Here is a 22,291-nt window from a genome sequence, read left to right as displayed (position 1 = left end):
TGGGGCCGGCTGCAATGCACCTGGATGTACAGGATCTGCGAAATTTCTACTACCGCAGCGCGCTGGGGCGGGCTGCACAGGCCTCCTTGCGGTCGCGCATGCGAGAGTTCTGGCCCGAAGCAAAGGGCCAGACCGTGGTGGGGTTTGGCTTTGCGACACCGTTGCTGCGTCCCTATCTTGGCGATGCCCGGCGCGTCATGGCGCTGATGCCCGGCCCGCAGGGGGTGATGCCCTGGCCTTCCGGCATGCCGAATGTCTCGGTCCTGACCGAAGAGACAAGCTGGCCGATCGAGACCGGCCACGTGGACAAGCTGGTGCTGTTGCATGGGTTGGAAACATCTGAACGGGCGTCCGACCTTCTGGAGGAATGCTGGCGTGTCCTCGGGCCGGGGGGGCGGGCTCTTTTCATTGTTCCAAACCGGGCGGGGCTCTGGGCGCGGCGGGATCGCACGCCTTTTGGCTACGGTCGACCCTATTCCTCAAGCCAGCTCGAGACACAGTTGCGCAAACACCAGTTTCTGCCCGAACGCCATCTTGGGACATTGTATCAAGTGCCGTCGTCGAGAAAGCTGTGGATGAAATCCGGCCCCGCGCTGGAAAAGATCGGTCGTCGCATGCCGACGTTTCTGGCGGGGGGCGCATTTATGGTGGAAGCCACAAAGCTCGTTTACCCGCCAAAGGGCAAGGTTCAGGAAAGCAAGCTGACAAACCCGGTAGGGGTGCTGAAACCCGCGGCAAAGCCGGTGTGATATCCGCCCGGTCGAGCGCTTCGTGCTCTCGCCGCACGCACACTATAATACACCCTTCTCCGTCTTGACGGTGCCCGGCGCGAGACAGCATTCCTCAGCCTGATCCGCGGGCCCCTGCAGAGCCTTGAAATGTGAGTTTCCGACCGTTTCCTAAAAGTGCCCAAAATTGCAGCTTTCCCCGTATCACATTGACGCACTATACTGTGTTGCGGGCGGCGAACCTCTCTGCTACATCACCGCTGATTTCGACGTCTTGACTCGATTCAAGTCGCGCCAACATTCCCGCGGACGCGACTTTTCGCATTAACGGGGCCTGAACATCGGAAGGGTGGACGTGTCAGAACCAGCTTCGATCTCCACAAGTATCGCTGCGCGGTACGCAACCGCAGTGTACAGCATCGCCAAAGAGGGTGGTGAAATCCCGGCTCTCGAAGCAGATATTGCTGCACTGCAGAGCGCCCTGGCCGACAGCGAAGATTTTCGCGGGTTGGTGAACTCTCCCATCTACACCCGCTCGGAACAGGCCTCGGCCGTCTCGGCGCTGGCCGGCAAGATGGAACTCAGCGACACGGTCGCAAATACGTTGAACCTGATGGCGCAGAAGCGCCGTCTTTTCGTGCTGCCGCAACTGATATCGACCCTGCATGATATTATTGCGGGCGAAAAGGGCGAGGTCACGGCTGATGTGGTGTCCGCCAAGGCGCTGACAAAAACGCAGGCCGATAAATTGGCCAAGACACTCAAAGCCTCGACAGGCAAAACCGTTACATTGAATGCAACCGTTGATGAAAGCCTCATCGGCGGTCTTGTTGTTAAAGTAGGTTCGCGCATGATCGACACGTCGATCCGCGCGAAACTGAATTCCCTCCAGAATGCAATGAAAGAGGTCGGATAAATGGGTATCCAAGCAGCAGAGATTTCTGCGATCCTGAAAGACCAGATCAAGAATTTCGGTCAAGAAGCCGAGGTGGCCGAGGTGGGCCGCGTGCTCTCCGTCGGGGACGGTATTGCGCGCGTCTATGGTCTGGACAACGTCCAGGCCGGGGAGATGGTCGAATTCCCCGGCGGCATTCAGGGCATGGCGCTGAACCTCGAATCCGACAACGTCGGTGTGGTGATCTTCGGCTCCGACCGGGACATCAAGGAAGGCGACACGGTCAAACGGACCAACTCCATCGTATCGGTGCCCACGGGCGACGAACTTTTGGGCCGCGTTGTGGACGGTCTGGGCAACCCCATTGACGGCAAAGGCCCGATCAATACGAAAACATCCTCGCAAGCGGATGTGAAGGCACCGGGGATTATCCCGCGCAAATCGGTGCACGAACCCATGGCAACCGGGCTGAAAGCGGTCGACTCCATGATCCCCATCGGCCGGGGCCAGCGCGAGCTTATCATCGGCGACCGCCAGACCGGTAAAACGGCCGTGGCGCTGGACGCGATCCTCAACCAGCAGTCCTATAACGAAGCGGCTGGCGATGATGAGAGCAAAAAACTCTACTGCGTTTACGTCGCGATCGGTCAGAAGCGCTCCACCGTGGCGCAGCTGGTCAAAAAGCTCGAAGAAACAGGCGCGATCAAATACACGATCGTTGTGGCCGCGACCGCCTCCGAACCGGCCCCGATGCAGTTCCTCGCGCCTTACGCCGCGACCGCAATGGCGGAGCACTTCCGCGACAATGGCCGCCACGCGCTGATCATCTACGACGATCTCTCCAAGCAGGCCGTCTCCTATCGTCAGATGTCGCTGCTGCTACGCCGCCCGCCGGGCCGTGAAGCCTACCCCGGCGACGTTTTCTACCTGCACTCCCGTTTGCTGGAACGCTCCGCCAAGCTGGGCGATGACGCGGGCAACGGTTCGCTGACGGCGCTGCCGATCATCGAAACGCAAGGCGGCGACGTGTCTGCCTTCATCCCGACCAACGTGATCTCCATCACCGATGGCCAGATCTTCCTTGAAACCGAGCTTTTCTATCAAGGCATCCGTCCGGCTGTGAACACCGGTCTGTCGGTGTCCCGCGTGGGCTCCTCTGCGCAGACATCGGCTATGTCCTCCGTGGCGGGCCCGGTAAAACTGTCGCTCGCGCAATACCGTGAAATGGCGGCCTTTGCGCAGTTCGGCTCAGATCTCGATGCCTCCACCCAGCAGTTGCTGGCCCGTGGCGCCCGGCTGACCGAGTTGATGAAACAGCCGCAGTATTCGCCGCTGACCAACGCAGAAATCGTCTGCGTCATCTTTGCGGGTACCAATGGATTCCTCGACAAGGTCGACGTCAAGGACGTGGGCCGTTTCGAGGCCGCCTTGCTCAACCACATGCGCACCAAACACAATGACGTTCTTGAGTGGATCACAAACGAAGATCCCAAGATCAAGGGTGACGCTGCGGATAAGCTCAAAGCAGCGATCAGCGAATTCGCCTCTGACTTCGCTTAAGAGGTAGGCCCATGCCAAGTCTTAAGGACCTAAAAAACAGAATCGAGTCGGTCAAATCGACCCGCAAGATCACCAAGGCGATGCAGATGGTTGCGGCGGCAAAGCTGCGCCGTGCGCAGGAGGCCGCGGAGCAATCGCGCCCCTACACCGAACGGTTCAACGCCGTGATGGCCGGGCTTGCGGCCTCCGTTGGCGGGTCGGATTCCGCCCCCAGATTGTTGTCGGGCACCGGCAGCGAAAAGGTGCAGCTCCTGATCGTGATGACCTCGGAGCGCGGCTTGTGCGGCGGGTTCAACTCCAACATCGCAAAGCTCGCCAAGACCCAGGCCACAAAGCTGGTGGGTGAAGGCAAAGAGGTGAAAATCCTCACGGTCGGCAAGAAGGGTCGCGATCAGATGAAGCGCGACTTTGGCGATCTGTTCATCGGACACGTGGACCTGACAGAGGTCAAACGCGTCGGTTACGGCGATGCACAAGGTATCGCCAAGGACGTGCTCGCCCGTTTCGATGGCGGTGAATTTGACGTCGCGACGATCTTTTACTCGAAGTTCGTCAACGTGGTCAGCCAGATCCCGACGGCGCAGCAGATCATCCCTGCCAAATTCGACGCGCAGGAAGGGGATGAAGCTTCGACGCTGTTTGACTATGAGCCGGACGAAGAGGCCATTCTGGCCGATCTTCTGCCACGCGGTGTAGCGACACAGATTTTCTCGGCCCTGCTGGAAAACGGTGCTTCTGAGCAGGGCGCTCGGATGTCCGCGATGGACAACGCCACACGTAACGCGGGCGAGATGATCGACAACCTGACGATTGAATTCAACCGCTCGCGGCAGGCCGTCATCACCAACGAGCTGATCGAAATCATTTCAGGCGCGGAAGCGCTTTAAGAATAAACCGGAGAAACGACATGGCAAATGCAGTCGGCAAACTAACACAAGTCATCGGCGCGGTCGTCGACGTCCAGTTCGAAGATCACCTGCCGGAGATCCTGAACGCGCTGGAAACGGATAACAATGGCAACCGCCTGATCCTAGAGGTGGCCCAGCACCTGGGTGAAAACACCGTGCGCGCCATCGCGATGGACAGCACCGAAGGCCTCGTACGCGGTCAGAAGGTGACCGATACCGACGGGCCGATCTCCATCCCCGTGGGTAACGCGACGCTCGGCCGGATCATGAACGTGGTGGGGGAGCCCATCGACGAAAAAGGTCCTGTCGCCGCGGATGAGACACGCTCCATCCACCAAGACGCGCCAGCTTTTGCCGAACAATCCACCACATCTGAAGTTCTGGAAACCGGCATCAAGGTGATCGACCTGCTGGCACCTTACGCCAAGGGCGGCAAGATCGGCCTCTTCGGTGGTGCGGGCGTGGGCAAGACCGTTCTCATCATGGAACTCATCAACAACATCGCCAAGGTGCACTCGGGCTTTTCCGTGTTCGCGGGCGTGGGGGAGCGGACTCGCGAGGGCAATGACCTCTACCACGAGATGATCGAATCCAACGTGATTAACCCCGACGACCTGTCGAAAAGCCAGGTGGCGCTGGTCTACGGTCAGATGAACGAACCACCCGGCGCGCGGATGCGCGTGGCTCTCACCGGCCTGACGCTGGCCGAGCAGTTCCGCGACCAGTCGGGCACGGATGTTCTGTTCTTTGTAGACAACATCTTCCGCTTTACCCAAGCCGGGTCCGAAGTTTCCGCCCTGCTGGGCCGCATTCCTTCCGCCGTGGGCTACCAGCCGACGCTGGCCACTGACATGGGGGCGATGCAGGAACGCATCACTTCGACGAAAGCCGGGTCGATCACCTCGGTGCAGGCGGTCTACGTGCCTGCGGATGACCTCACCGACCCCGCGCCCGCGACCTCCTTTGCGCACCTTGATGCGACAACGGTGCTGTCGCGCGCCATTTCGGAACTGGGCATCTACCCGGCTGTGGACCCGCTCGATTCCACATCGCGTCTGATGGACCCCTCGGTTGTGGGCGACGAACACTACCAGGTGGCCCGTGACGTGCAGGGGATTCTCCAGCGGTACAAGTCGCTGCAGGATATCATCGCGATCCTCGGGATGGACGAACTCTCCGAAGAGGACAAGCTGACCGTGGCGCGCGCCCGGAAAATCCAGCGGTTCCTCAGCCAGCCGTTCGACGTGGCCAAGGTCTTTACCGGCTCAGACGGGGTGCAGGTGCCCCTGACTGAGACCATCGAGAGCTTCAAGGCGGTTGTGGCCGGCGAATACGACCACCTGCCCGAGGGCGCATTCTACATGGTCGGCGGCATCGAAGAAGTCAAAGCCAAAGCTGAAAAAATGGCGGCTGACGCTGCCTAAGGAGGCCTGAGAATGGCAGATACAGTGCAATTCGACCTCGTCTCGCCGGAGCGCTTGCTGGCCTCTGCGCAGGTGACGGCTGTGCAGATACCGGGTGCTGATGGCGATATGACGGCCATGGCGGACCACGCGCCAACCATCACCACGCTGCGGCCTGGCCTGCTGATCACCGACGGGCCGGATGGCAAATCGGAATTCGTCGTGACCGGTGGCTTTGCCGAAATCAGTGCACGCGGTATCTCGGTTCTGGCGGAGCGGGCAATCCCCAAGGCTGAGGTCACCAAAGCAGACCACGACGCCATGGTGAAAGAAGCCGAAGAGGCGCTTGAAAATGCCAAGCAAGCCTTTGAAAACGAACCGGGCCCTGTCGATGACGCGGCCAAGCTGCTGGCTGACATGGTGGCCGTGGGCGATCATATTACTCTCTAGCCCAAGCATGGGCAAAAAGTTGTGATAGCTCCGGGGGGTCCCTCCGGGGCTATTTTTTTATCTCGCGGAATGGCATAGAATTTGGGGCAGGATGTCCGGGTTTCTCGCTGCAAATTCGGTTTTGGTCACCTAGGATGTCCTCGGTTTCGCTGCGTATGGGAAAAACAGAATGAAAAAATCTGCTGTTGTAGTATCGCTCTTGCTGGTGACGGTGGTTGCCGGCTGTGCACAGGCCCCGAAAGAAGTCACACAGACTGACATAGATCTGCTGGCGCTCGAGATCCGGAGCCTTGGCAGCAGTGTTGACCCCGAAGAGGCCGCACGTGCGGCTCAGATCGCCTACACTTATTCGCTGCAACTCAGACAGGAATACAATGTGACCTCATCGCCCATTCTGCACAATGCAAAGGTCAACAACGGCCTGCGGGATCGCGGCATTTGCGTGCATTGGGCCGAAGACATCGAAAAGAGGTTGAACCAGGAAGGGTTTGAAACGCTTGAGATACACCGGGCCATTGCCGAAGGCAGCGAGTTTCGCATTGACCACAGCACCGCCATCATCAGCGAGCGCGGCGATAGTCTGGAAGAGGGGGTTGTGCTGGATCCATGGCGGTTTGGCGGGCACCTGTTCTGGTCGCCAACCCTCGAAGATACCCGCTATGTCTGGGAGCCCCGAATGGAGGTTCTGTCGCGCAAATATCAGGCCAAGCTTGATCGCGAGGGGGCCGCACCGGGCCAGTAAAGCGTCCGTCAGAAAACCCTCGTCGCTTCGTATTGAGGCGTGTCCGTGGGAGGTAAGCCCTCAAGGGTGGCGTTATTCGGCCGCGTACATACCGTCGTAGATCGGGCTCAACGTCTCTGCTTCGAACAGCGAGGAGACGGAGGTGCCGTTCCAGATGTTCAGGATCGCCTGCGCAAAGACCGGAGCCGTGGGCACGATGCGGATGTTGGGTGCCTTGGCGACCGCATCGGTGGGTTCGATGGTATCCGTGATCACCAGCGATTTCATGACAGATTTCGTGACCCGTTCGACCGCCGGCCCGGACATCACCCCGTGCGTGATGTAGGAGTGGACTTCCTTGGCACCGTTCTCGATCAGCACTTCAGCGGCCTTGCAGAGCGTGCCGGCGGTATCGCACATATCGTCCACAATCAGGCAGGTTTTCCCGGAGACATCCCCGATCACTGTCATTTCTGCAATCTCACCCGGTTTTTCGCGCCTTTTGTCCACAATCGCGAGGGGGGAGTTGATCCGCTTGGCGAGCTCGCGCGCGCGGGCCACACCGCCTACATCGGGGGAGACCACCATCAGTTTGTCCATCCGGTCCTTGAATTCGGTCTTGATGTCCAGGGCAAAGATCGGAGAGGCGTAGAGGTTGTCCACGGGGATGTCGAAAAACCCCTGAATCTGGGCGGCGTGCAGGTCCATGGTCAGCACCCTTTCGATCCCTGTACCGACCAGCATATTCGCCACCATCTTGGCTGTGATCGGGGTGCGTGCCTTGGTACGGCGGTCCTGACGCGCGTAGCCGAAATAGGGCAGCACGGCCGTGACCCGCGCCGCTGACGACCGGCGCAGCGCGTCGGCCATAATCAGCAGCTCCATCAGGTTGTCGTTGGCCGGGTTGGATGTTGGTTGCAGGATGAACATGTCCTCGCCGCGTACGTTCTCAAACACCTCGACAAAGATTTCGCCGTCGTTGAACCGCTCCACCCGCGCGTCAACCAGCCCGACCTGCACACCGCGGTGCATCGACATGCGCCGTGCAATCGCTTTGGCGAGCGGCATGTTGGCGTTGCCAGAGATCAGCTTGGGTTCTTGGATTTGGGGCATGGGAGGGGCTTCCGGGAGCAGCGACAGGAAAATGTGACAGATTCGTGATGTTGACTCCACCTAACACGGCCTTACCAATCGGCAAAGAACACAGTCCCCAAAAAGGAACCGGAAAATGGCCCATATTGATCTCTTTTTCTCAACCATCTCGCCCTTTACCTACCTGGCCGGGAACCGGGCCGGAGAGGTTGCCGCCAGACAGGGTGCAACCATCACGTACAAACCGCTGGACATCATGTCGCTTTTTGCGCGCACCGGCGGCACGCCGCCCAAGGACCGGCATATCAGCCGTGTTGAGTATCGCGCCCAGGAACTTGTGCGTCAGGCCAAGAAACTGGGGATGCCGTTAAACCTCAAGCCGGCCCACTGGCCGACGAACAGCGCGCCCTCCTCCTACGCCTTTATTGCCGCGCAGAACGCGGGCGGGGGCGATCTTGGCAAGCTGATGGTAGCGCTGACCCGCGCGGTTTGGGCCGAGGAAAAGGACATTGCCGAGGATGAGGTGGTGCGGGCCTGCCTTGCAGAGGCGGGCTTTGATCCGTCGCTTGCGGATAGCGGTCTGTTGGAAGGGGCGGAGACCTACGCCGCCAACCTGGAAGAAGCGGTGGAACGTGGCGTCTTCGGCGCGCCGTTCTACATCACCGATCAGGACCAGCGGTTCTGGGGGCAGGACCGGATCGACGATCTGGAGGCCACGCTCGCCGGAAAGATGTGAGCGCAGGTTTCAACGCCCACTGCCAAAGCTTTGGGCAGGGTGCGCGGCGTGCCTTGGCGATCCACTGCACGTTGGCGCATTCGGGCGCATGGCGCGGGCTTGGTGACGCCCTGGCGGATGACCTGACGCTGGTGGCCTTCGATCTGCCGGGCCATGGCAAAAGCAACGATTGGGACGGACAATGTGACCTGCACCGGCTCTGCACCGATACGGCCCTTGGCTATCTGATAGAGCCAATGGATGTGATCGGCCATTCGTTCGGTGCGACGGTCGCCCTGCGGCTGGCGGTGGAGCAGCCGCATCTGGTGCGAAGTTTGACCCTGATCGAACCGGTTTTCTTTGCGGCGGCCAGACGGGATGCCCCTGCAAAGGCCCGTGCGCATGAGGAGGAGACGGCACCGTGTTTCACGGCGCTGGCGCAGGGCGATACCGCCCTTGCCGCCCGGCGCTTCAACCGCTTCTGGGGCGATGGCACGCGGTGGGAGAACATACCGGAGGTCACCCGCCGCTATCTTTCCGACCGGATGCATCTGGTCCCCGCCCAGACGCCGGCGATCCTGGACGACAACGCGCAGCTGATGGCACCGGGCATGCTGGGCCGGGCGGATATGCCGGGGGTGCTCGTTCAGGGGCAGAGATCGCCCGAGATCATCGACGCGATACACGAGAGCCTCGCGGCCCGCTTGCCAAATACCCGCCGGGCATGGATTGCCGGGGCCGGACACATGTGTCCGCTGACCCATCCGCTCGCGGTCGCAGATGAGATCCGCGGGCTATTGGAAATGGCTGAGGAATAGATCGAGCTGCTGTTCTGAGATCGACCAGTCACAGACAAGCCGCGCGGCGAGCATTTCCTCGGGGTCCGTGCCCTCCAATGCGCCTTCCCAGATGTAGTATTTTGCGCCTGCGGCGTGCAACCGCTGATGCACGGCGCGGGGGAAGCTGGCAAAGATCATGTTCGCCTGCGGGGCGTGCAGAAAATCCGCGCCCCTGGCCTTCAGTCCATCGGCAAGTCGGGCCGCTTTGGTGTTGGCCTGCCGCGCGCAGGCGAGCCACAGGTCATCCTCCAGATAGCCCTGCATCTGGGCCGAGAGATACCGATGCTTGGAGAACAGATGCGCGCCGCGCTTGCGCCGCAGTTCAAACTCCCAGGCCTTTTCAGGATCGAAGAACACAACCGCCTCGACGCCCATGCACCCGTTCTTGGTGCCGCCGAAACTGACGACATCGACGCCCGCCTGCCACGTCATCTCTGCCGCAGAGCAGTCGAGGGCCACCATGGCATTGGCAAACCGGGCCCCATCGAGGTGGACCGGCAGGCCGAAATCTTTCGCCACCGCCGTGAGCGCCCGCAGGTCTTGCAATGTGTACAGACTGCCCCGCTCGGTCACCTGGGTGATCGAGATGGGCCCGCGCTGGGGGCCATGCACGCCGCGGGTGTTTTCCTGTTCGATCGCGCGGCGCAGGGCATCCGGCGTCATCTTGTCCGCGCCGGGCACCAGTGTCAGCTTGGCACCGCTGGCGTAGAATTCAGGCGCATTGCACTCGTCTTCGTGGATATGGGCGACAGGCGAGCAGAACACCGTCTGCCACGGCTGCGTATAGCACCCCAGGGCAAGCGCATTGGCCGCCGTGCCCGTCGCCACCAGGTAGACCGCTGCTTCGGGAGCTTTGAAGATGTCGCGCAGCTTGTGCGTTACGCTGTCCATGATGTCGTCGGCGCCGTAGGGCATGGCGTAGCCGTCATTTGCGGCCAGCACGTGTTGCATCACCTGCGGGTGCGCGGGGCCCGCATTATCAGAGGCCAGAAACATCAGGAGGGCTCCTCTATGATATGCTCTTCCCACTCATCTTCGGGGATATCGAATTCGCTGAGCGTCATGCCCTGCACCGAAATCCCCGCCTCATGCACGGATTGCGCGGACCCGGAGATCAACGGGTGCCAGGCGGGCAGGGGCTTGCCCTGCCAGAGCAGCCGGTAGGCGCAGGTCTCGGGCATCCAATAGGCATGGGTGTCCAGATTATCCGGTCTCAGCACGATGCAATCGGGTACAAACTGATGGCGGTTTTTGTAATGCGCGCAGCGACAAGTGCTGTCATCCAGAAGCCGGCAGGCGATCCGGGTCAGGGCCACCTCGCCGGTGTCTTCGTCTTCGAGCTTGTTGAGGCAGCATTTGCCGCATCCGTCGCAGAGCGCCTCCCATTCCTGCTGGGTCATCCTGGCGAGCGGTTTACGCTCCCAAAACCTGTCCTTGAGCCCGTGGCGGTCAATCGGATCGCTCATAGGGCCGCCAGAATGGCACGTGCGCGGGCACTGTCTGCATCCATCTGGGTGATGAGCGCCTCAAGGCTGTCGAATTTTTCTTCTGGCCTGAGGTGTTCGACAAGGCCCACGGACAGCGGCGTGCCATAAAGATCGCCCGAGAAATCAAACACGAAGGTTTCCAGATTGGGTCGATTTTCCCCGAACATCGGGCGAACCCCGATGGAGGCGACCCCGTGATAACTGCCCTGATGCGGGCCCTCCAGCACGTCGACCAGCACCGCGTAGACCCCGAAGGCCGGTGGATGCAGCCCTTCTATGGACATATTCGCGGTCGGATATCCCAGCTCGCGCCCCCGTTGCTCGCCGCCGACGACGGGCCCTTCGATCCGGTGCCAGTGTCCCAGCATGGCCGCCGCCTCCCGCGGGTTGCCGTCGCTCAGCGCCCGCCGGATCGCGGTGGAAGAGACGACTGTCTCTGACTGTGCCATCAGCGGGGCAATCGTCACGTCAAAGCCCATGGTCTGACCGAAACGCTGCATGTCCGAGGCTGTGCCGCTGCGCCCTTTGCCAAAGCAGAAATCGGCGCCGACAATCACGTGGGTGAGCCCAAAGCCGTCGCAGAGCACCCGCTGAGCGAATTCTTCGGGGCTCAGGGCCGCGAGCGCCGCGTTGAAGTTCAGCTCATAAAGCACATCCACGCCGAGCTTTTCGAGCCTGCTGGCGCGCGCTTCCCGGCTCATCAGCCGAAAAGGTGCGGCATCGGGCGCAAAATAGGCGCGCGGGTGTGGCTCAAACGTCAGGATACCCAAAGGGGCCTGGGGGGCTGCGGTGCGCGCAAGATCAATCACCGACTGATGGCCCAGGTGCACGCCGTCAAAATTGCCGATCGCGGCACTTGCCCCCCGATCCTCGGGGTCGACGAATTGGTAGTCGCGCAGTATCTTCATGCACCTTGACTAGCTGCCGCAGCGGCGACACGCAAGCGGGCGAAAAGCCTTGGAGGTTTCAGTCGAACTTGCGGGACGGGGCCATGACCGTCGCCTCGCCGATCAGCACTTTTTTACCGTCCACGGCGCAATGGCAGTCCATTTTGACCCGTCGTTTGGCGGGGTCGATGTCGACTACCTTCACCTCGGCATAGACCATGTCGCCGGGGCGGACGGGCGCAAGGAATTTCAGCGATTGCCCCAGATAGACAGTCCCATGTCCCGGAAGCTGTTCCCCGATCACGGCGGAAATCAGCCCGGCGGTGAGCATGCCATGCGCAATGCGGCCTTCAAAGATCGTATCACGGGCGTAGTCATCATCCAGATGCACCGGGTTGCGGTCCGTCGATATCTGCGCGAACATCTCGATATCAGCGTCCGTCACCACCTTGTTGAGGTGCCGCGTCATGCCCATTTCGATGTCTTCGATGCAGATTGTACCACGTGGCAGATTATCCAACATGATGACCCTTCCGGTAATTTTCTACTACATAACATGATCTACTTGAAACTTTATTACTTTGCAAATGCAGAAAATCAAGCGGAATGTCTTAACGAAGATGGCCGATTGTGAAGGTTGGGTTGGATTTTTCCTGGTCCAGATAGGTTTTCAGCGCCTGCGCGTCAGGTTGCCGCATCGTTTGCGTCTCAGCGGCGGCCAGGCCCCCGGAGATAAAGAGAGAATCGATATCCTCACCCATTGCCCCCGCAATATCGGTCAGAACGCCATCGCCAATGGCGAGGATGCGATTGTCAGAGACGTCCGCACCCAGCGCTGTCAGACGGCGCCGCGCAAGATCGTAGATCGGAGGATGCGGCTTGCCGAAATAGAGGCTTTCGCCGCCCATCTCGGTATAGAGCTTTGCCAGCGCCCCGGCGCACCATTCGCGCTGGTCGCCGCGATCAACGATAATGTCGGGGTTTGCACAAAGCAGTTTCAGCCCGCGCTGCTTGGCCAGCAGAAACTGCGGGCGCATGACATCCGGGTCGGCCAGGCTGTCAAACGGGCCGGTGCAGACCATGCCTTGGGCCGCGTCCAGCGGGACGCGTTTGATAGCCAGCGGGTCTTCGACCAGCTTGGGCGGTTCAAAGAATTTGACGTCCGTCTCGGGCCCGATGTGCCAGACGTCGGTGCCCACGACCCCCCGGTACATGGCGGAGCGGGCGCTGTCACCCGAGGTCGCAATCGTATCCCAGGCGTCCTGCGGCACACCGAACTGGAGCAGTTGCTTTTCCACGCCTGCGCGCGGGCGCGGAGAGTTGGTAACCAGCACCACCTTGCCCCCGCTGGCGCGGTAGGCCTTGAGTGCCTCCACCGCTTCGGGGAAGGCGTCGACACCATTATGCACGCAGCCCCACAGATCAACAAAAAGCGCGTCATATTGCGCGGAGATATCCGAAAGCGCGGTGATGATCCGGGTCATGGTCAGGTCCTTCCTGAAGGGAGCTATGGAAGATCAAAACGCGGACGCTGCGATGGGCAGACCCGCGTTTTGGTTCAATGTCGGGGCCGTGCACCGCTTGCGGGTCAGACCTTGAGGTTGGGAATGATCTGCTTTTTGCGGCTCATGATGCCCGGCAGCACAACCGTATCGCCGCCCACTGCCGCGTCAAAGCTCTTTTCGGCCACGGATTTCACCAGATCGTTCGGCACCAGCAGGGTGGCTTCTTCGTTCAGGATGTCCACGACAAAGAGCAGTACCTGATCCGCGCCATCCTCTGAGGCCACCCCCGGCATCGCCGCCATCAGGGTGTCTTTGCGGTCCAGTACCTGCTGGGGGGAGGTTGTCTCCAGCACCGAGACGCGGAATTGCTTGCCGTCGACCTCGTATTGCTTGCTGTCCATACGCAGCAACTCCGCATCAGAGAACGCCGAAACGTCAGACTTGGCCGCAAACATTTCAGCCGCATAGGCGGAGATATCGACACCGAGGTCTTTGGCAAGATCATGCGCAACGCCCTTGTCTTCCTGCGTGGTGGTCGGGCTGCGGAACTCCAGCGTATCCGACAGGATGCACGATAGCATCGCGCCTTTCACAGATTCGGGCATCTGGGCCATGTCCTTGCCGATCATCTTCCACATGATCGTGGCAGTACAGGCCAGCGGTTCGACCCTGATCTCGATAGGGCCTTTTGTCTCCAGCCCACCGAACAGTTTGTGATGATCGATGATCTGTGTGATCTCTGCGTTGTTAATGTTGTTGGGCAGCTCTGCGGGGTTGTTGGTATCCACGATAACCACCGGCGTGTCGGCGGCAAGGTCCGAGATGATCTGAGGTTTGTCGAGGTTCCAGCGCTCCAGCATAAAGAGCGCCTCGGTATTCGGCTCACCCAAAAGCACCGGCTTTGCGGCGACACCTTTGATCTGGTTGAGATACCACGCCCAGATAATCGGGGATCCGGTGCTGTCGGTATCAGGGGATTTATGGCCAAAAACAAGCGTTGTCATACGGTGTTCCAATCGTGAGCGGGTGCATTTTTCGCGCCTTATAACACGCGGCAGCCCGGTGTCACCCCGCCGGCGCGGAATTGCATTTTTTGCCGCGGAAACCTTCGGGTCTGATCTCTTAGGGTGCTGGTGTCCCGGCGCAAATCCGCTAGGGTGCCCCTGCGTTGGAGGCTCATATGACAGCACCAAAAGAGGTGGATTTATACGCCCCGGTAAAGGCCCTGCTGCAAGGGCAGGGCTATGTCGTCAAATCCGAGGTGGGACCCGCTGACGTGGTCGCCCGGCGCGGCGCGGAGCCGCCGGTTATCGTGGAGTTGAAGCTGGTTTTATCGCTGACGCTCTTTCATCAGGCCGTGGCGCGACTGGCGGTGACAGAAGACGTCTATATCGCGGTGGCGCACCGCAGCGGGAAACGCTTTGCCAGATCGGTCAAGCAATCGGTTACGCTGGCGCGGCGGCTGGGGCTGGGGCTGATGACGGTGCGTTTGTCGGATGGTTTGGTGCAGGTGCATTGCGACCCTGGGCCTTACAGCCCGCGGCTGTCCAAAAAACGCCAAGGGATGCTGTTGCGCGAGTTTGCGCGTCGCGTCGGAGACCCCAACATCGGTGGGCAACAGCGCAGCGGTCTTGTGACGGCCTATCGTCAGGATGCGCTGAAGATCGCGCTCTTTCTCTTTGAGGCGGGCGCAAGTCGCGGCGCGGATGTGGCGCGTGAAACCGGGGTGGCGAAAGCAACTCGCATGATGCGCGACGATCACTATGGCTGGTTCGAAAAAGTCGATAGGGGGATGTACGGTCTTACACCCGCGGGCGCCGCAGTGGTGAAGGATTCGGGCCGTGTTCTAGGGCAGTGATGCCGGGTGAACGTGCCGGTCGCGCGGTGGCGTAAAATTTTTGTATTCGTCCCTGTTGACTCGCGCTTTGTACATCCCTAGCTATGCGCCGTTAGCACTCGACGTTGAGGAGTGATAACGGCAGTGCCGGACGGCTGGTCCGGAACTGTCAGGGAGAAACTTTGAGCCTTAAGGAGCTGCAAAGATGACATTCAAACCACTTCATGACCGCGTTCTGGTACGCCGCGTTGAAAGCGAAGAAAAAACCGCAGGCGGGTTGATCATCCCCGAGAGCGCAAAAGAAAAGCCTGCTGAGGGTATTGTTGTGGCTTGTGGCGCAGGTGCGCGCAAGGACAGCGGCGAACTGATCGAAATGGGTGTTGCCGAAGGCGACAAAATCCTGTTCGGCAAATGGTCGGGTACGGAAGTGACCCTCGATGGCGAAGAGCTGCTCATCATGAAAGAGAGCGACATCCTCGGGATCATCGAACCTGCGGCGGCTGCAAAGGCAGCCTGAACGCCCCGGATCGTCTGACCTAACGCTGAACAAAACTATTTTACGGAGAGAACAAAATGGCTGCTAAGGACGTCAAATTCGACACCGATGCCCGTAACCGTATGCTCAAGGGTGTGAACATCCTTGCAGATGCGGTCAAAGTGACCCTCGGCCCCAAAGGCCGCAACGTGGTCCTGGACAAATCTTTCGGCGCACCGCGCATCACCAAGGACGGTGTATCCGTGGCGAAAGAGATCGAACTGGAAGACAAGTTCGAGAACATGGGCGCACAGATGGTCAAGGAAGTCGCTTCCCGGACCAACGATGAAGCAGGCGACGGTACAACCACCGCGACAGTGCTGGCTCAGGCCATCGTCAAGGAAGGGATGAAATCGGTTGCCGCTGGCATGAACCCGATGGACCTCAAGCGGGGCATTGATCTGGCAACGACCAAGGTTGTCGCAGCGATCAAGGATGCTGCGCGTGAAGTCAACGACAGCGCCGAAGTCGCACAAGTTGGTACGATCTCGGCCAATGGCGAAGCGGAAATTGGTCAGCAGATCGCGGATGCGATGCAGAAGGTTGGCAACGAGGGTGTCATCACCGTCGAGGAAAACAAAGGTCTGGAAACAGAGACAGACGTGGTTGAAGGGATGCAGTTCGACCGCGGCTACCTGAGCCCCTACTTTGTCACCAACGCCGACAAGATGACCACCGAGCTGGAAGACTGCATCGTGCTGCTGCACGAGAAGAAACTGTCCTCTCTGCAGCCTATGGTGCCACTGCTGGAGCAAGTCATCCAGTCGCAAAAACCGCTTTTGATCATCGCAGAAGATGTTGAAGGCGAAGCGCTGGCAACTCTGGTTGTGAACAAGCTGCGCGGCGGTCTGAAGATCGCGGCCGTCAAAGCACCCGGTTTCGGTGATCGTCGTAAGGCCATGTTGCAGGACATCGCGATCCTGACAGGTGGTCAGGTCATTTCCGAAGATCTCGGCATGAAGCTTGAGTCCGTGACCATGGACATGCTTGGTTCGGCCAAGAAAATCCAGATCACCAAAGACGAGACCACAATCGTCGATGGTGCGGGCGAAAAGGCTGAAATCCAAGCCCGCGTTTCTCAGATCCGTACCCAGATCGAAGAGACCACATCTGACTACGACCGTGAAAAGCTGCAAGAACGCGTTGCCAAACTGGCAGGTGGTGTTGCTGTGATCCGCGTGGGCGGCATGACCGAAGTGGAAGTGAAAGAGCGCAAGGACCGCGTTGATGACGCGCTGAACGCGACACGTGCAGCCGTTCAGGAAGGTATCGTTGTCGGCGGTGGTGTTGCTCTGGTTCAGGCGGGCAAGCATCTTGAGGGTCTGACCGGCGATAACAACGACCAGAACGTCGGCATCGGCATCGTGCGCAAGGCGCTCGAATCGCCGCTGCGCCAGATTGCTGAAAACGCAGGCGTCGACGGCTCGGTTGTTGCGGGCAAAATCCGCGAGAGCGACGATCTGAAGTTTGGCTTCAATGCGCAGACCGAAGAATATGGTGACATGTTTGCTTTCGGCGTAATTGACCCGGCCAAAGTCGTCCGCACAGCGCTGCAGGATGCGGCATCCATCGCGGGCCTGCTGATCACGACCGAAGCAATGGTTGCAGATAAACCGTCCAAGGAAGGCGCCTCTGCAGGTGGCGGCATGCCCGACATGGGCGGCATGGGCGGCATGATGTAAGCCACACACCATCATGTGACACTTTGGGGCTCGCTGGATTGGCGGGCCCTTTTTCTATGCTGCGTACTCGACCCGGTGCGCCCGGGGGTCAAGGGATTTCAGCGCGTTTTCGAGCGTCTGGCCTAGGTGGTCTTTGCACAGGTATCCGCTGACGTTCTGTGGTGGAATTTCCTGGTGTGACACTGGCAGGCCGGATGTCAGAAACACAAAGACCGGCAGCTTTGAAAAAGCATTTACTGCTCTGATCTCGTTTAGAAATTCGGCACCGCTCATCCGCGGCATATTCAGATCGAGGGCAACGATGAAAGACGGTAATATGCCTTGGGCTTCCTCAGCGGCTGCAGAAAGTGTGTCCAGGGCCTGTTGCCCGTCATGAGCGACCTTTGTGGCATTCAGGATCCCAAGTTTTTGAATTGCCCTTTTCATGGCCCATATGCTGACGTGATCGTCATCGACCAAGAGAAAAGTGGCGGGCTGAGGAGGTAGCGCCATTAGGGTTCTTCTTGTCCTTCCGTTGCGGGGCCGGAGCAGGTTTTGATCCGAAAGGATGCGGTGATCCCCCGCGTGCCCGGTATCTTCAGAAACTTCATACATGCTGATCATATGCCCAAAGAAGTTTACGAATGATTGCCAAAGATGGCGCGCGAAGGCCCATTTCACCAAGCGGGCCATCCTGTGGCCGCGAAAGGAAACGTTGAGGCGTTAACGGTGTATTCAATCCGGTATGATAGCCAGCAGCTACGACTTGCGGAGATCTGTGCCATGAACACCCCCCCTGAACTGCATCAGCAGGCCCCTGTGACGTCCGGTCTGGACCCGGTATCCTCCTCCACCGAATTCGAAGATTTCATTTACCTGGTGAGCCACGACGTGCGCAATTCCGTCAGGGCTCTGATAGAATTGCCGCAATGGATTTCCGATGACCTGGCCGAGGCTGGGATCAAGGTCGAGGGGTCGGTTGCAGAGAGCATTGCCCTGATGAACAGCCACACGGGGCGGCTTGATCGCATGCTGGTGGATTTGCTGGCATTTTCGCGCGTGGGGCGCATGCAGGACGTGAGCGAGATTGCGGTTGATGTGGCCCTAACAGAAGTGCTTGAGGAGATGCGCATCCCGCCGGGGTTCCAGGTCAGGGCAGAACTGGACACCAACGACCTCTACATCGGGGAAAGGGACGGCCTGACGTTGTTGACCCAGCTAATCTCCAATGCGATCAAACATCACGATAAAACCGCGGGGTCAATTCTGATCTCCTTTTGTGAAGAGGCCGGGCAAACCGTGTTGCGCGTCGAAGATGACGGGCCCGGCATTGCGCCCGAGTATCGTGAAAAGATTTTTGGGGCCATGACGACCCTGCGCCCACGGGATGAGGTGGAAGGCAGTGGGATGGGGTTGGCGATCGTGCGCAAGATTGCACAGGTCTATGGGGGGCGTGCGACGGTCTCGGACGCGAAGGGCGCGCGTGGCACGCTCATCGAAGTGTCGTTGCCAAAGCAACCAGCAGCGCTGCCGTGTTCACCCGCTCAGTCCTGACAGCAGGCTTTGGGACGGTACTTCTGATGCCAGAATATTGGGGGTGGTCTGATGGCAGAGGGTGTTCCAGAAGACCACATCAAACGGCCTGACATGAGACCGCGCGGCGCAGGCCTGGGACGGCATGCTGGAGATGGCATTGATGCTCTTGTGTCCTGCGTTCTTCCACAAGCTGTCTTCCTTTCTCTTGCCGGGGTCGCGATCAATCGGCCAAAGTGTCGAATGAAGCAATGGTTCTCGCGTCAATCCCTGGCAGCTTGGGGCTGCCAAGTTCTTGCAGTCTTCGGCAACCTGTTTGAAAGGATCACGAACAGGCTGGGTTCTCCCCCGCCAATCGCATTCCATGTGAGCTCGCAGGGTCCTTGGGCGCATCACGAATAACCCTTATGGACGCTGATCGTCGTTTGCTTCTTGGCCCGAACAAGCTTGGAGGATCATGCCTGCGATTGCAGTTTTACAACAGAAAGCAGGCCCGCGCCGTGTTGTTGCCCTTGGCTCAGCTGCCGTCAGGAGATAAAGCCTCCGGATGCGCCTTATTCTTCTGACCGGTTTCACCATGATCGCATTCGCGGCCAACTCCATTCTGACCCGTATGGCGGTCGAGCCGGGGCACATCGATCCGATAAGCTTTGCACTGATTCGGGTATTTGCCGGGGCTCTTTGCCTGTGCACGCTGGTTTTGGTCAGCGGTGCAGAGTTGCCTTGGCGCGGCAAAAGCCGCTTTATTGGGGCAATCAGCCTCTCTGCCTATATGATCGGTTTTTCCCTGGCCTACATCAGCCTTGATGCGGGCCTTGGGGCGCTGATCCTCTTTGGGGTCGTGCAAATCACGATGTTTGTCTATGCAAGCTTTTTCGGCGCCCGCCCGACGACGCGCCAGATCACTGGCGCTGGCATCGCTTTCACAGGCCTCGTGATCGCGCTGTGGCCGGTGCCGCAAGATCAGTCCAATGTGGATTTTTCGGGGGCAGCCAGCATGGTTGTGGCGGGTCTGGGGTGGGCGGCCTACACGCTTTCGGGAAAATCGTCGCGTAATCCTCTGGCCTCGACTGCGGCAAATTTTGCGCTGTGCCTGCCCATACTCGGTGTCCTGATCTTGCCGTTTGTGGACCATGTCTCGGTGATCGGTATTGCGCTGGCGGTGGCGTGCGGGGCTTTGACCTCCGGGCTGGGCTACGCACTTTGGTATAACGTGCTGCCCGATTTGCAGCAAAGTGTTGCCGCTGTCGTACAGCTCAGCGTGCCGATCATTGCAATAGGTGCAGGGGCGCTCTTGCTTGGCGAGGTTTTAACGTTGACGGTTGCCCTGTCTGCGGTGCTGGTGGTCTCGGGAATTGGCTTGGCCGTTACGTCACGATCGGCTCCAATCGGTCGTGATTAAGGGACCCCTGCGGGTCAAAGGCGACCTTGGCCAGCGCAGCCGGCTAGTGCTGTTAGGCCAGGCATTGACCAACAACAGGCTATCCGAATGCACAATGACGGTGCAGAGGGCAAGGCGGGATGATTTTACAGCCACTTCAACCTATTCCTGACAATACGCGTAACGTTAAGCTTTTTTAGTTCCCTGAACACACCTATCTCAGAGTACATGGTACGGGTCATCTTTTTCATCTTGGCGATTTCAATGTTCTGGGGCGTTCCGGCTTCAGCGCAGGAAAGATGTGTTGTGCTGTTGCACGGTCTGGCCCGAACGGAGCTCTCCTTTGCCTTGATGGAAGCAGCCTTGGCCTCGGAAGGTTTTCGCGTTGTCCGGCCGGGATATCCCTCAACCGAGGCACCGGTCGCTGAACTGGTTGCCCGGACCCTGCCGGATGCGGTGGCCGCCTGCGGTCCTCAGGGACCGGTTGATTTTGTCACCCATTCGATGGGGGGTATCTTGTTGCGGCAGTGGGCGGCAGATGGGGGCGCGGATCGGATCGGGCGAGTCGTGATGCTGGGGCCCCCCAATCAGGGCAGCGAGGTTGTCGATTCCTTCGACAACATCGAGGCCTTTGGCTGGATCAACGGGCCTGCAGGGGAGCAGCTCGGCACCGGCCCCGAGGATTTGCCGCGTCGATTGCCGTCGGTGAACTTCGAGCTTGGCGTGATCGCAGGGGATCAATCGCTCAATCCTTATTTTTCCTCCTTGTTGCCGGGACCCGATGACGGCAAGGTCTCGGTCTATTCCACCCGTGTCATTGGCATGAAAGACCATATCACATTGCCCGTGACGCACACCTTCATGATGAACAATCCCAGGGTGATCGGCCAGGTCATGACATTTCTGAACACCGGTGCCTTTGATCGCAGCCTGACCTGGTTTGATGCGGTGCTTGAACAGATTGGCTGCCCGGACGGGAGTTGTGTGCCCGGGGTGGGAGAGCAAGTTGGCCAACCTTAGACTGACCGGGGCCCAGATCCTCGGACCGCAGGGCCTGCACACGGAGGGTTTGTGCATCCATGCGGGGCATGTTGTCGATGTCACGCCGGCCCGTGACGTCGATCTGACCGGCTATATCGTCCTGCCCGGCATCATTGACGTGCATGGCGACGGGTTTGAGCGCCATGTGGCCCCGCGCCGCGGGGCGATGATGCAGATTGCCGAAGGGCTTTTATCGACCGAGGCTGAGCTGGCCGCCAACGGGATCACCACGGCGGTTCTGGCGCAGTTTGTCAGTTGGGAAGGCGGGCTGCGCGGCCTTGAATTTGCGGATAGGGTCTTCAGCGCGATCCGGACCACGGCCCCGACGCTTGTGACCGATGTCCGCGCGCAACTGCGTTTTGAGACGCATTTGCTTGATCTTTACGAAGAGGTGCCGGACCTGGTGGCGCAATGGGGTGTGGATTATGTCGTTTTCAATGACCATCTGCCGCATGATCGCCTTGCCCAGGGCCGTCAGCCGCCGCGGATGGTGGGGCAGGCGCTCAAGGCTGGGCGCAACCCGGATGTGCATTTTCAGATGATGAAGGACCTGCATGCACAATCGGCGACGGTGCCTGTGGCCCTGGACAAGCTCTGCGGTCGGCTTTCGGCCGCCGATATTCGGCTGGGCAGCCACGATGACGCGACCCGGACAGGCCGGGACATCTGGCATGCGCGGGGGGCCCATGTTGCCGAGTTTCCTGAAACGCAGGAGGCAGCAGAGGCGGCCCGCGCCAGCGGTGATCTCATCGTGCTGGGGTCGCCTAATGTGGTGCGCGGGGGCTCGCATAAGGGCAATGCCAGTGCGACCGAGCTGGCGGCCTTGGGGCTTTGCGATGCGCTGGCCTCAGATTACCACTACCCAAGCCCGCGCCGTGCGGCCCTTCATCTGACGCAGACAGGGGTATTGAGCCTTCCGGAGGCCTGGGCGCTTGTGTCGGAAGGCCCCGCACGTGTCCTTGGGCTCAAGGACCGAGGCGTCCTGGCACCGGGCAAACGCGCCGATATCGTCATTCTGGATCGTGAGACCCAACATGTCGCGGCCACCCTGGCTCAGGGGCGTTTCAGCTATCTGTTGGGCGATATCGCGGATCGGTTCTTCCCGGCCTAGCG

The 22,291-nt window shown here is 59.8% G+C and carries 24 protein-coding genes; 16 read left to right on the top strand and 8 right to left on the bottom strand.

The window, feature by feature from the left end; translation table 11 throughout:
- Nucleotides 1-14: 14 nt before the first annotated feature.
- From H7847_RS01355 to H7847_RS01325, 7 genes are all read left to right on the top strand, one after another.
- Nucleotides 15-749, top strand: coding sequence for a methyltransferase domain-containing protein (locus H7847_RS01355; RefSeq protein ID WP_227267585.1), 735 nt, complete (start codon nucleotides 15-17; stop codon nucleotides 747-749).
- A gap of 334 nt (nucleotides 750-1,083) precedes the next feature.
- Nucleotides 1,084-1,644 carry a F0F1 ATP synthase subunit delta gene (locus tag H7847_RS01350; RefSeq protein WP_227267584.1) on the top strand — a complete coding sequence of 187 codons (561 nt, stop codon included), beginning with the start codon at nucleotides 1,084-1,086 and terminating at the stop codon, nucleotides 1,642-1,644.
- Nucleotides 1,645-3,183 carry a F0F1 ATP synthase subunit alpha gene (atpA, locus tag H7847_RS01345; RefSeq protein ID WP_227267583.1) on the top strand — a complete coding sequence of 513 codons (1,539 nt, stop codon included), beginning with the start codon at nucleotides 1,645-1,647 and terminating at the stop codon, nucleotides 3,181-3,183.
- A gap of 11 nt (nucleotides 3,184-3,194) precedes the next feature.
- Nucleotides 3,195-4,070: a F0F1 ATP synthase subunit gamma gene (locus H7847_RS01340; protein ID WP_227267582.1), complete on the top strand. Its 876-nt coding sequence runs from the start codon at nucleotides 3,195-3,197 to the stop codon at nucleotides 4,068-4,070.
- Nucleotides 4,071-4,090: 20 nt separating this feature from the next.
- Nucleotides 4,091-5,515 (top strand): F0F1 ATP synthase subunit beta, encoded by a 1,425-nt coding sequence (gene atpD / locus H7847_RS01335; RefSeq protein WP_227267581.1) that lies wholly within the window; start codon nucleotides 4,091-4,093, stop codon nucleotides 5,513-5,515.
- A 12-nt stretch (nucleotides 5,516-5,527) separates the two neighbouring features.
- The gene (locus H7847_RS01330) at nucleotides 5,528-5,944 is read left to right on the top strand and encodes a F0F1 ATP synthase subunit epsilon (protein WP_227267580.1); all 417 of its coding nucleotides are present in this window, start codon (nucleotides 5,528-5,530) and stop codon (nucleotides 5,942-5,944) included.
- 169 nt (nucleotides 5,945-6,113) lie between these two features.
- Nucleotides 6,114-6,686, top strand: coding sequence for a hypothetical protein (locus H7847_RS01325; RefSeq protein ID WP_227267579.1), 573 nt, complete (start codon nucleotides 6,114-6,116; stop codon nucleotides 6,684-6,686).
- Nucleotides 6,687-6,758: 72 nt separating this feature from the next.
- On the opposite strand, the gene H7847_RS01320 is transcribed toward H7847_RS01325, so the two are convergent.
- Nucleotides 6,759-7,778 (bottom strand): ribose-phosphate pyrophosphokinase, encoded by a 1,020-nt coding sequence (locus H7847_RS01320; protein ID WP_227267578.1) that lies wholly within the window; start codon nucleotides 7,776-7,778, stop codon nucleotides 6,759-6,761.
- Nucleotides 7,779-7,893: 115 nt separating this feature from the next.
- On the opposite strand from H7847_RS01320, the gene H7847_RS01315 reads away from it, so the two are divergent.
- A complete protein-coding gene (locus H7847_RS01315; protein WP_227267577.1) occupies nucleotides 7,894-8,493 on the top strand; it encodes a 2-hydroxychromene-2-carboxylate isomerase in 600 nt (199 codons plus the stop codon).
- Complete coding sequence (locus tag H7847_RS01310) at nucleotides 8,490-9,290, top strand: alpha/beta fold hydrolase (RefSeq protein WP_227267576.1); 801 nt, start codon at nucleotides 8,490-8,492, stop codon at nucleotides 9,288-9,290. Before H7847_RS01315 ends, H7847_RS01310 begins: the two co-directional genes overlap by 4 nt.
- Here H7847_RS01310 and H7847_RS01305 read toward each other — a convergent pair.
- From H7847_RS01305 to H7847_RS01280, 6 genes are all read right to left on the bottom strand, one after another.
- Nucleotides 9,267-10,307 carry a threonine aldolase family protein gene (locus H7847_RS01305; protein WP_227267575.1) on the bottom strand — a complete coding sequence of 347 codons (1,041 nt, stop codon included), beginning with the start codon at nucleotides 10,305-10,307 and terminating at the stop codon, nucleotides 9,267-9,269. The two genes, H7847_RS01310 and H7847_RS01305, sit on opposite strands and share 24 nt — an antisense overlap.
- Nucleotides 10,307-10,777 carry a YcgN family cysteine cluster protein gene (locus H7847_RS01300; protein WP_227267574.1) on the bottom strand — a complete coding sequence of 157 codons (471 nt, stop codon included), beginning with the start codon at nucleotides 10,775-10,777 and terminating at the stop codon, nucleotides 10,307-10,309. The genes H7847_RS01305 and H7847_RS01300 overlap by 1 nt, the downstream gene beginning before the upstream one ends.
- On the bottom strand, nucleotides 10,774-11,706 hold the full coding sequence (locus H7847_RS01295; RefSeq protein ID WP_227267573.1) for a bifunctional riboflavin kinase/FAD synthetase: 933 nt from the start codon (nucleotides 11,704-11,706) through the stop codon (nucleotides 10,774-10,776). Before H7847_RS01295 ends, H7847_RS01300 begins: the two co-directional genes overlap by 4 nt.
- A gap of 58 nt (nucleotides 11,707-11,764) precedes the next feature.
- Entirely contained in the window at nucleotides 11,765-12,208 is a 444-nt protein-coding gene (locus tag H7847_RS01290; protein WP_227267572.1) for a MaoC family dehydratase, read from the bottom strand.
- An 88-nt stretch (nucleotides 12,209-12,296) separates the two neighbouring features.
- Nucleotides 12,297-13,169: an HAD family hydrolase gene (locus H7847_RS01285; RefSeq protein WP_227267571.1), complete on the bottom strand. Its 873-nt coding sequence runs from the start codon at nucleotides 13,167-13,169 to the stop codon at nucleotides 12,297-12,299.
- Nucleotides 13,170-13,273: 104 nt separating this feature from the next.
- Nucleotides 13,274-14,194, bottom strand: a complete 921-nt coding sequence (locus H7847_RS01280; protein ID WP_227267570.1) for a manganese-dependent inorganic pyrophosphatase — start codon at nucleotides 14,192-14,194, stop codon at nucleotides 13,274-13,276.
- Nucleotides 14,195-14,370: 176 nt separating this feature from the next.
- On the opposite strand from H7847_RS01280, the gene H7847_RS01275 reads away from it, so the two are divergent.
- The 3 genes from H7847_RS01275 to groL all read left to right on the top strand — a co-directional run bounded on the left by H7847_RS01275 (nucleotide 14,371) and on the right by groL (nucleotide 17,244).
- Nucleotides 14,371-15,048, top strand: coding sequence for a DUF2161 domain-containing phosphodiesterase (locus H7847_RS01275; protein WP_227267569.1), 678 nt, complete (start codon nucleotides 14,371-14,373; stop codon nucleotides 15,046-15,048).
- 184 nt (nucleotides 15,049-15,232) lie between these two features.
- The gene (locus H7847_RS01270) at nucleotides 15,233-15,544 is read left to right on the top strand and encodes a co-chaperone GroES (RefSeq protein WP_227267568.1); all 312 of its coding nucleotides are present in this window, start codon (nucleotides 15,233-15,235) and stop codon (nucleotides 15,542-15,544) included.
- A gap of 56 nt (nucleotides 15,545-15,600) precedes the next feature.
- Entirely contained in the window at nucleotides 15,601-17,244 is a 1,644-nt protein-coding gene (gene groL, locus H7847_RS01265) for a chaperonin GroEL (protein ID WP_227267567.1), read from the top strand.
- A 54-nt stretch (nucleotides 17,245-17,298) separates the two neighbouring features.
- Here groL and H7847_RS01260 read toward each other — a convergent pair whose 3' ends face one another.
- A complete protein-coding gene (locus H7847_RS01260) occupies nucleotides 17,299-17,904 on the bottom strand; it encodes a response regulator (RefSeq protein ID WP_227267566.1) in 606 nt (201 codons plus the stop codon).
- Nucleotides 17,905-18,006: 102 nt separating this feature from the next.
- Between H7847_RS01260 and H7847_RS01255 the strand changes: the two genes are divergently transcribed.
- The 4 genes from H7847_RS01255 (at nucleotide 18,007) to H7847_RS01240 (ending at nucleotide 22,289) form a co-directional block, all read left to right on the top strand.
- The gene (locus H7847_RS01255) at nucleotides 18,007-18,777 is read left to right on the top strand and encodes a sensor histidine kinase (RefSeq protein WP_227267565.1); all 771 of its coding nucleotides are present in this window, start codon (nucleotides 18,007-18,009) and stop codon (nucleotides 18,775-18,777) included.
- Nucleotides 18,778-19,303: 526 nt separating this feature from the next.
- The gene (locus H7847_RS01250) at nucleotides 19,304-20,158 is read left to right on the top strand and encodes a DMT family transporter (RefSeq protein ID WP_227267564.1); all 855 of its coding nucleotides are present in this window, start codon (nucleotides 19,304-19,306) and stop codon (nucleotides 20,156-20,158) included.
- 243 nt (nucleotides 20,159-20,401) lie between these two features.
- Nucleotides 20,402-21,157, top strand: coding sequence for an alpha/beta fold hydrolase (locus H7847_RS01245; protein ID WP_227267563.1), 756 nt, complete (start codon nucleotides 20,402-20,404; stop codon nucleotides 21,155-21,157).
- A complete protein-coding gene (locus tag H7847_RS01240) occupies nucleotides 21,144-22,289 on the top strand; it encodes an alpha-D-ribose 1-methylphosphonate 5-triphosphate diphosphatase (protein ID WP_227267562.1) in 1,146 nt (381 codons plus the stop codon). The genes H7847_RS01245 and H7847_RS01240 overlap by 14 nt, the downstream gene beginning before the upstream one ends.
- The last annotated feature ends 2 nt before the right edge of the window (nucleotides 22,290-22,291 follow it).

Origin of the sequence: Roseobacter weihaiensis (assembly GCF_020622345.1) — a bacterium.
Lineage (GTDB): Bacteria > Pseudomonadota > Alphaproteobacteria > Rhodobacterales > Rhodobacteraceae > Roseobacter > Roseobacter weihaiensis.
The sequence above is the reverse complement of the archived record's forward strand: the minus strand, read 5'-3'. Positions and strand labels throughout refer to the sequence as shown.

Excerpts from the sequence above, each read along its gene's own strand:
- H7847_RS01280 (WP_227267570.1), bottom strand. The coding sequence starts at position 14,194 with ATGACAACGCTTGTTTTTGGCCATAAATCCCCTGATACCGACAGCACC.
- H7847_RS01325 (WP_227267579.1), top strand. The coding sequence starts at position 6,114 with ATGAAAAAATCTGCTGTTGTAGTATCGCTCTTGCTGGTGACGGTGGTT.
- atpA (WP_227267583.1), top strand. The coding sequence starts at position 1,645 with ATGGGTATCCAAGCAGCAGAGATTTCTGCGATCCTGAAAGACCAGATC.
- H7847_RS01270 (WP_227267568.1), top strand. The coding sequence starts at position 15,233 with ATGACATTCAAACCACTTCATGACCGCGTTCTGGTACGCCGCGTTGAA.
- atpD (WP_227267581.1), top strand. The coding sequence starts at position 4,091 with ATGGCAAATGCAGTCGGCAAACTAACACAAGTCATCGGCGCGGTCGTC.
- H7847_RS01320 (WP_227267578.1), bottom strand. The coding sequence starts at position 7,778 with ATGCCCCAAATCCAAGAACCCAAGCTGATCTCTGGCAACGCCAACATG.
- H7847_RS01330 (WP_227267580.1), top strand. The coding sequence starts at position 5,528 with ATGGCAGATACAGTGCAATTCGACCTCGTCTCGCCGGAGCGCTTGCTG.
- H7847_RS01285 (WP_227267571.1), bottom strand. The coding sequence starts at position 13,169 with ATGACCCGGATCATCACCGCGCTTTCGGATATCTCCGCGCAATATGAC.
- H7847_RS01315 (WP_227267577.1), top strand. The coding sequence starts at position 7,894 with ATGGCCCATATTGATCTCTTTTTCTCAACCATCTCGCCCTTTACCTAC.
- H7847_RS01250 (WP_227267564.1), top strand. The coding sequence starts at position 19,304 with ATGCGCCTTATTCTTCTGACCGGTTTCACCATGATCGCATTCGCGGCC.
- H7847_RS01295 (WP_227267573.1), bottom strand. The coding sequence starts at position 11,706 with ATGAAGATACTGCGCGACTACCAATTCGTCGACCCCGAGGATCGGGGG.
- groL (WP_227267567.1), top strand. The coding sequence starts at position 15,601 with ATGGCTGCTAAGGACGTCAAATTCGACACCGATGCCCGTAACCGTATG.
- H7847_RS01245 (WP_227267563.1), top strand. The coding sequence starts at position 20,402 with ATGTTCTGGGGCGTTCCGGCTTCAGCGCAGGAAAGATGTGTTGTGCTG.
- H7847_RS01255 (WP_227267565.1), top strand. The coding sequence starts at position 18,007 with ATGAACACCCCCCCTGAACTGCATCAGCAGGCCCCTGTGACGTCCGGT.
- H7847_RS01300 (WP_227267574.1), bottom strand. The coding sequence starts at position 10,777 with ATGAGCGATCCGATTGACCGCCACGGGCTCAAGGACAGGTTTTGGGAG.
- H7847_RS01275 (WP_227267569.1), top strand. The coding sequence starts at position 14,371 with ATGACAGCACCAAAAGAGGTGGATTTATACGCCCCGGTAAAGGCCCTG.
- H7847_RS01290 (WP_227267572.1), bottom strand. The coding sequence starts at position 12,208 with ATGTTGGATAATCTGCCACGTGGTACAATCTGCATCGAAGACATCGAA.
- H7847_RS01355 (WP_227267585.1), top strand. The coding sequence starts at position 15 with ATGCACCTGGATGTACAGGATCTGCGAAATTTCTACTACCGCAGCGCG.
- H7847_RS01340 (WP_227267582.1), top strand. The coding sequence starts at position 3,195 with ATGCCAAGTCTTAAGGACCTAAAAAACAGAATCGAGTCGGTCAAATCG.
- H7847_RS01305 (WP_227267575.1), bottom strand. The coding sequence starts at position 10,307 with ATGTTTCTGGCCTCTGATAATGCGGGCCCCGCGCACCCGCAGGTGATG.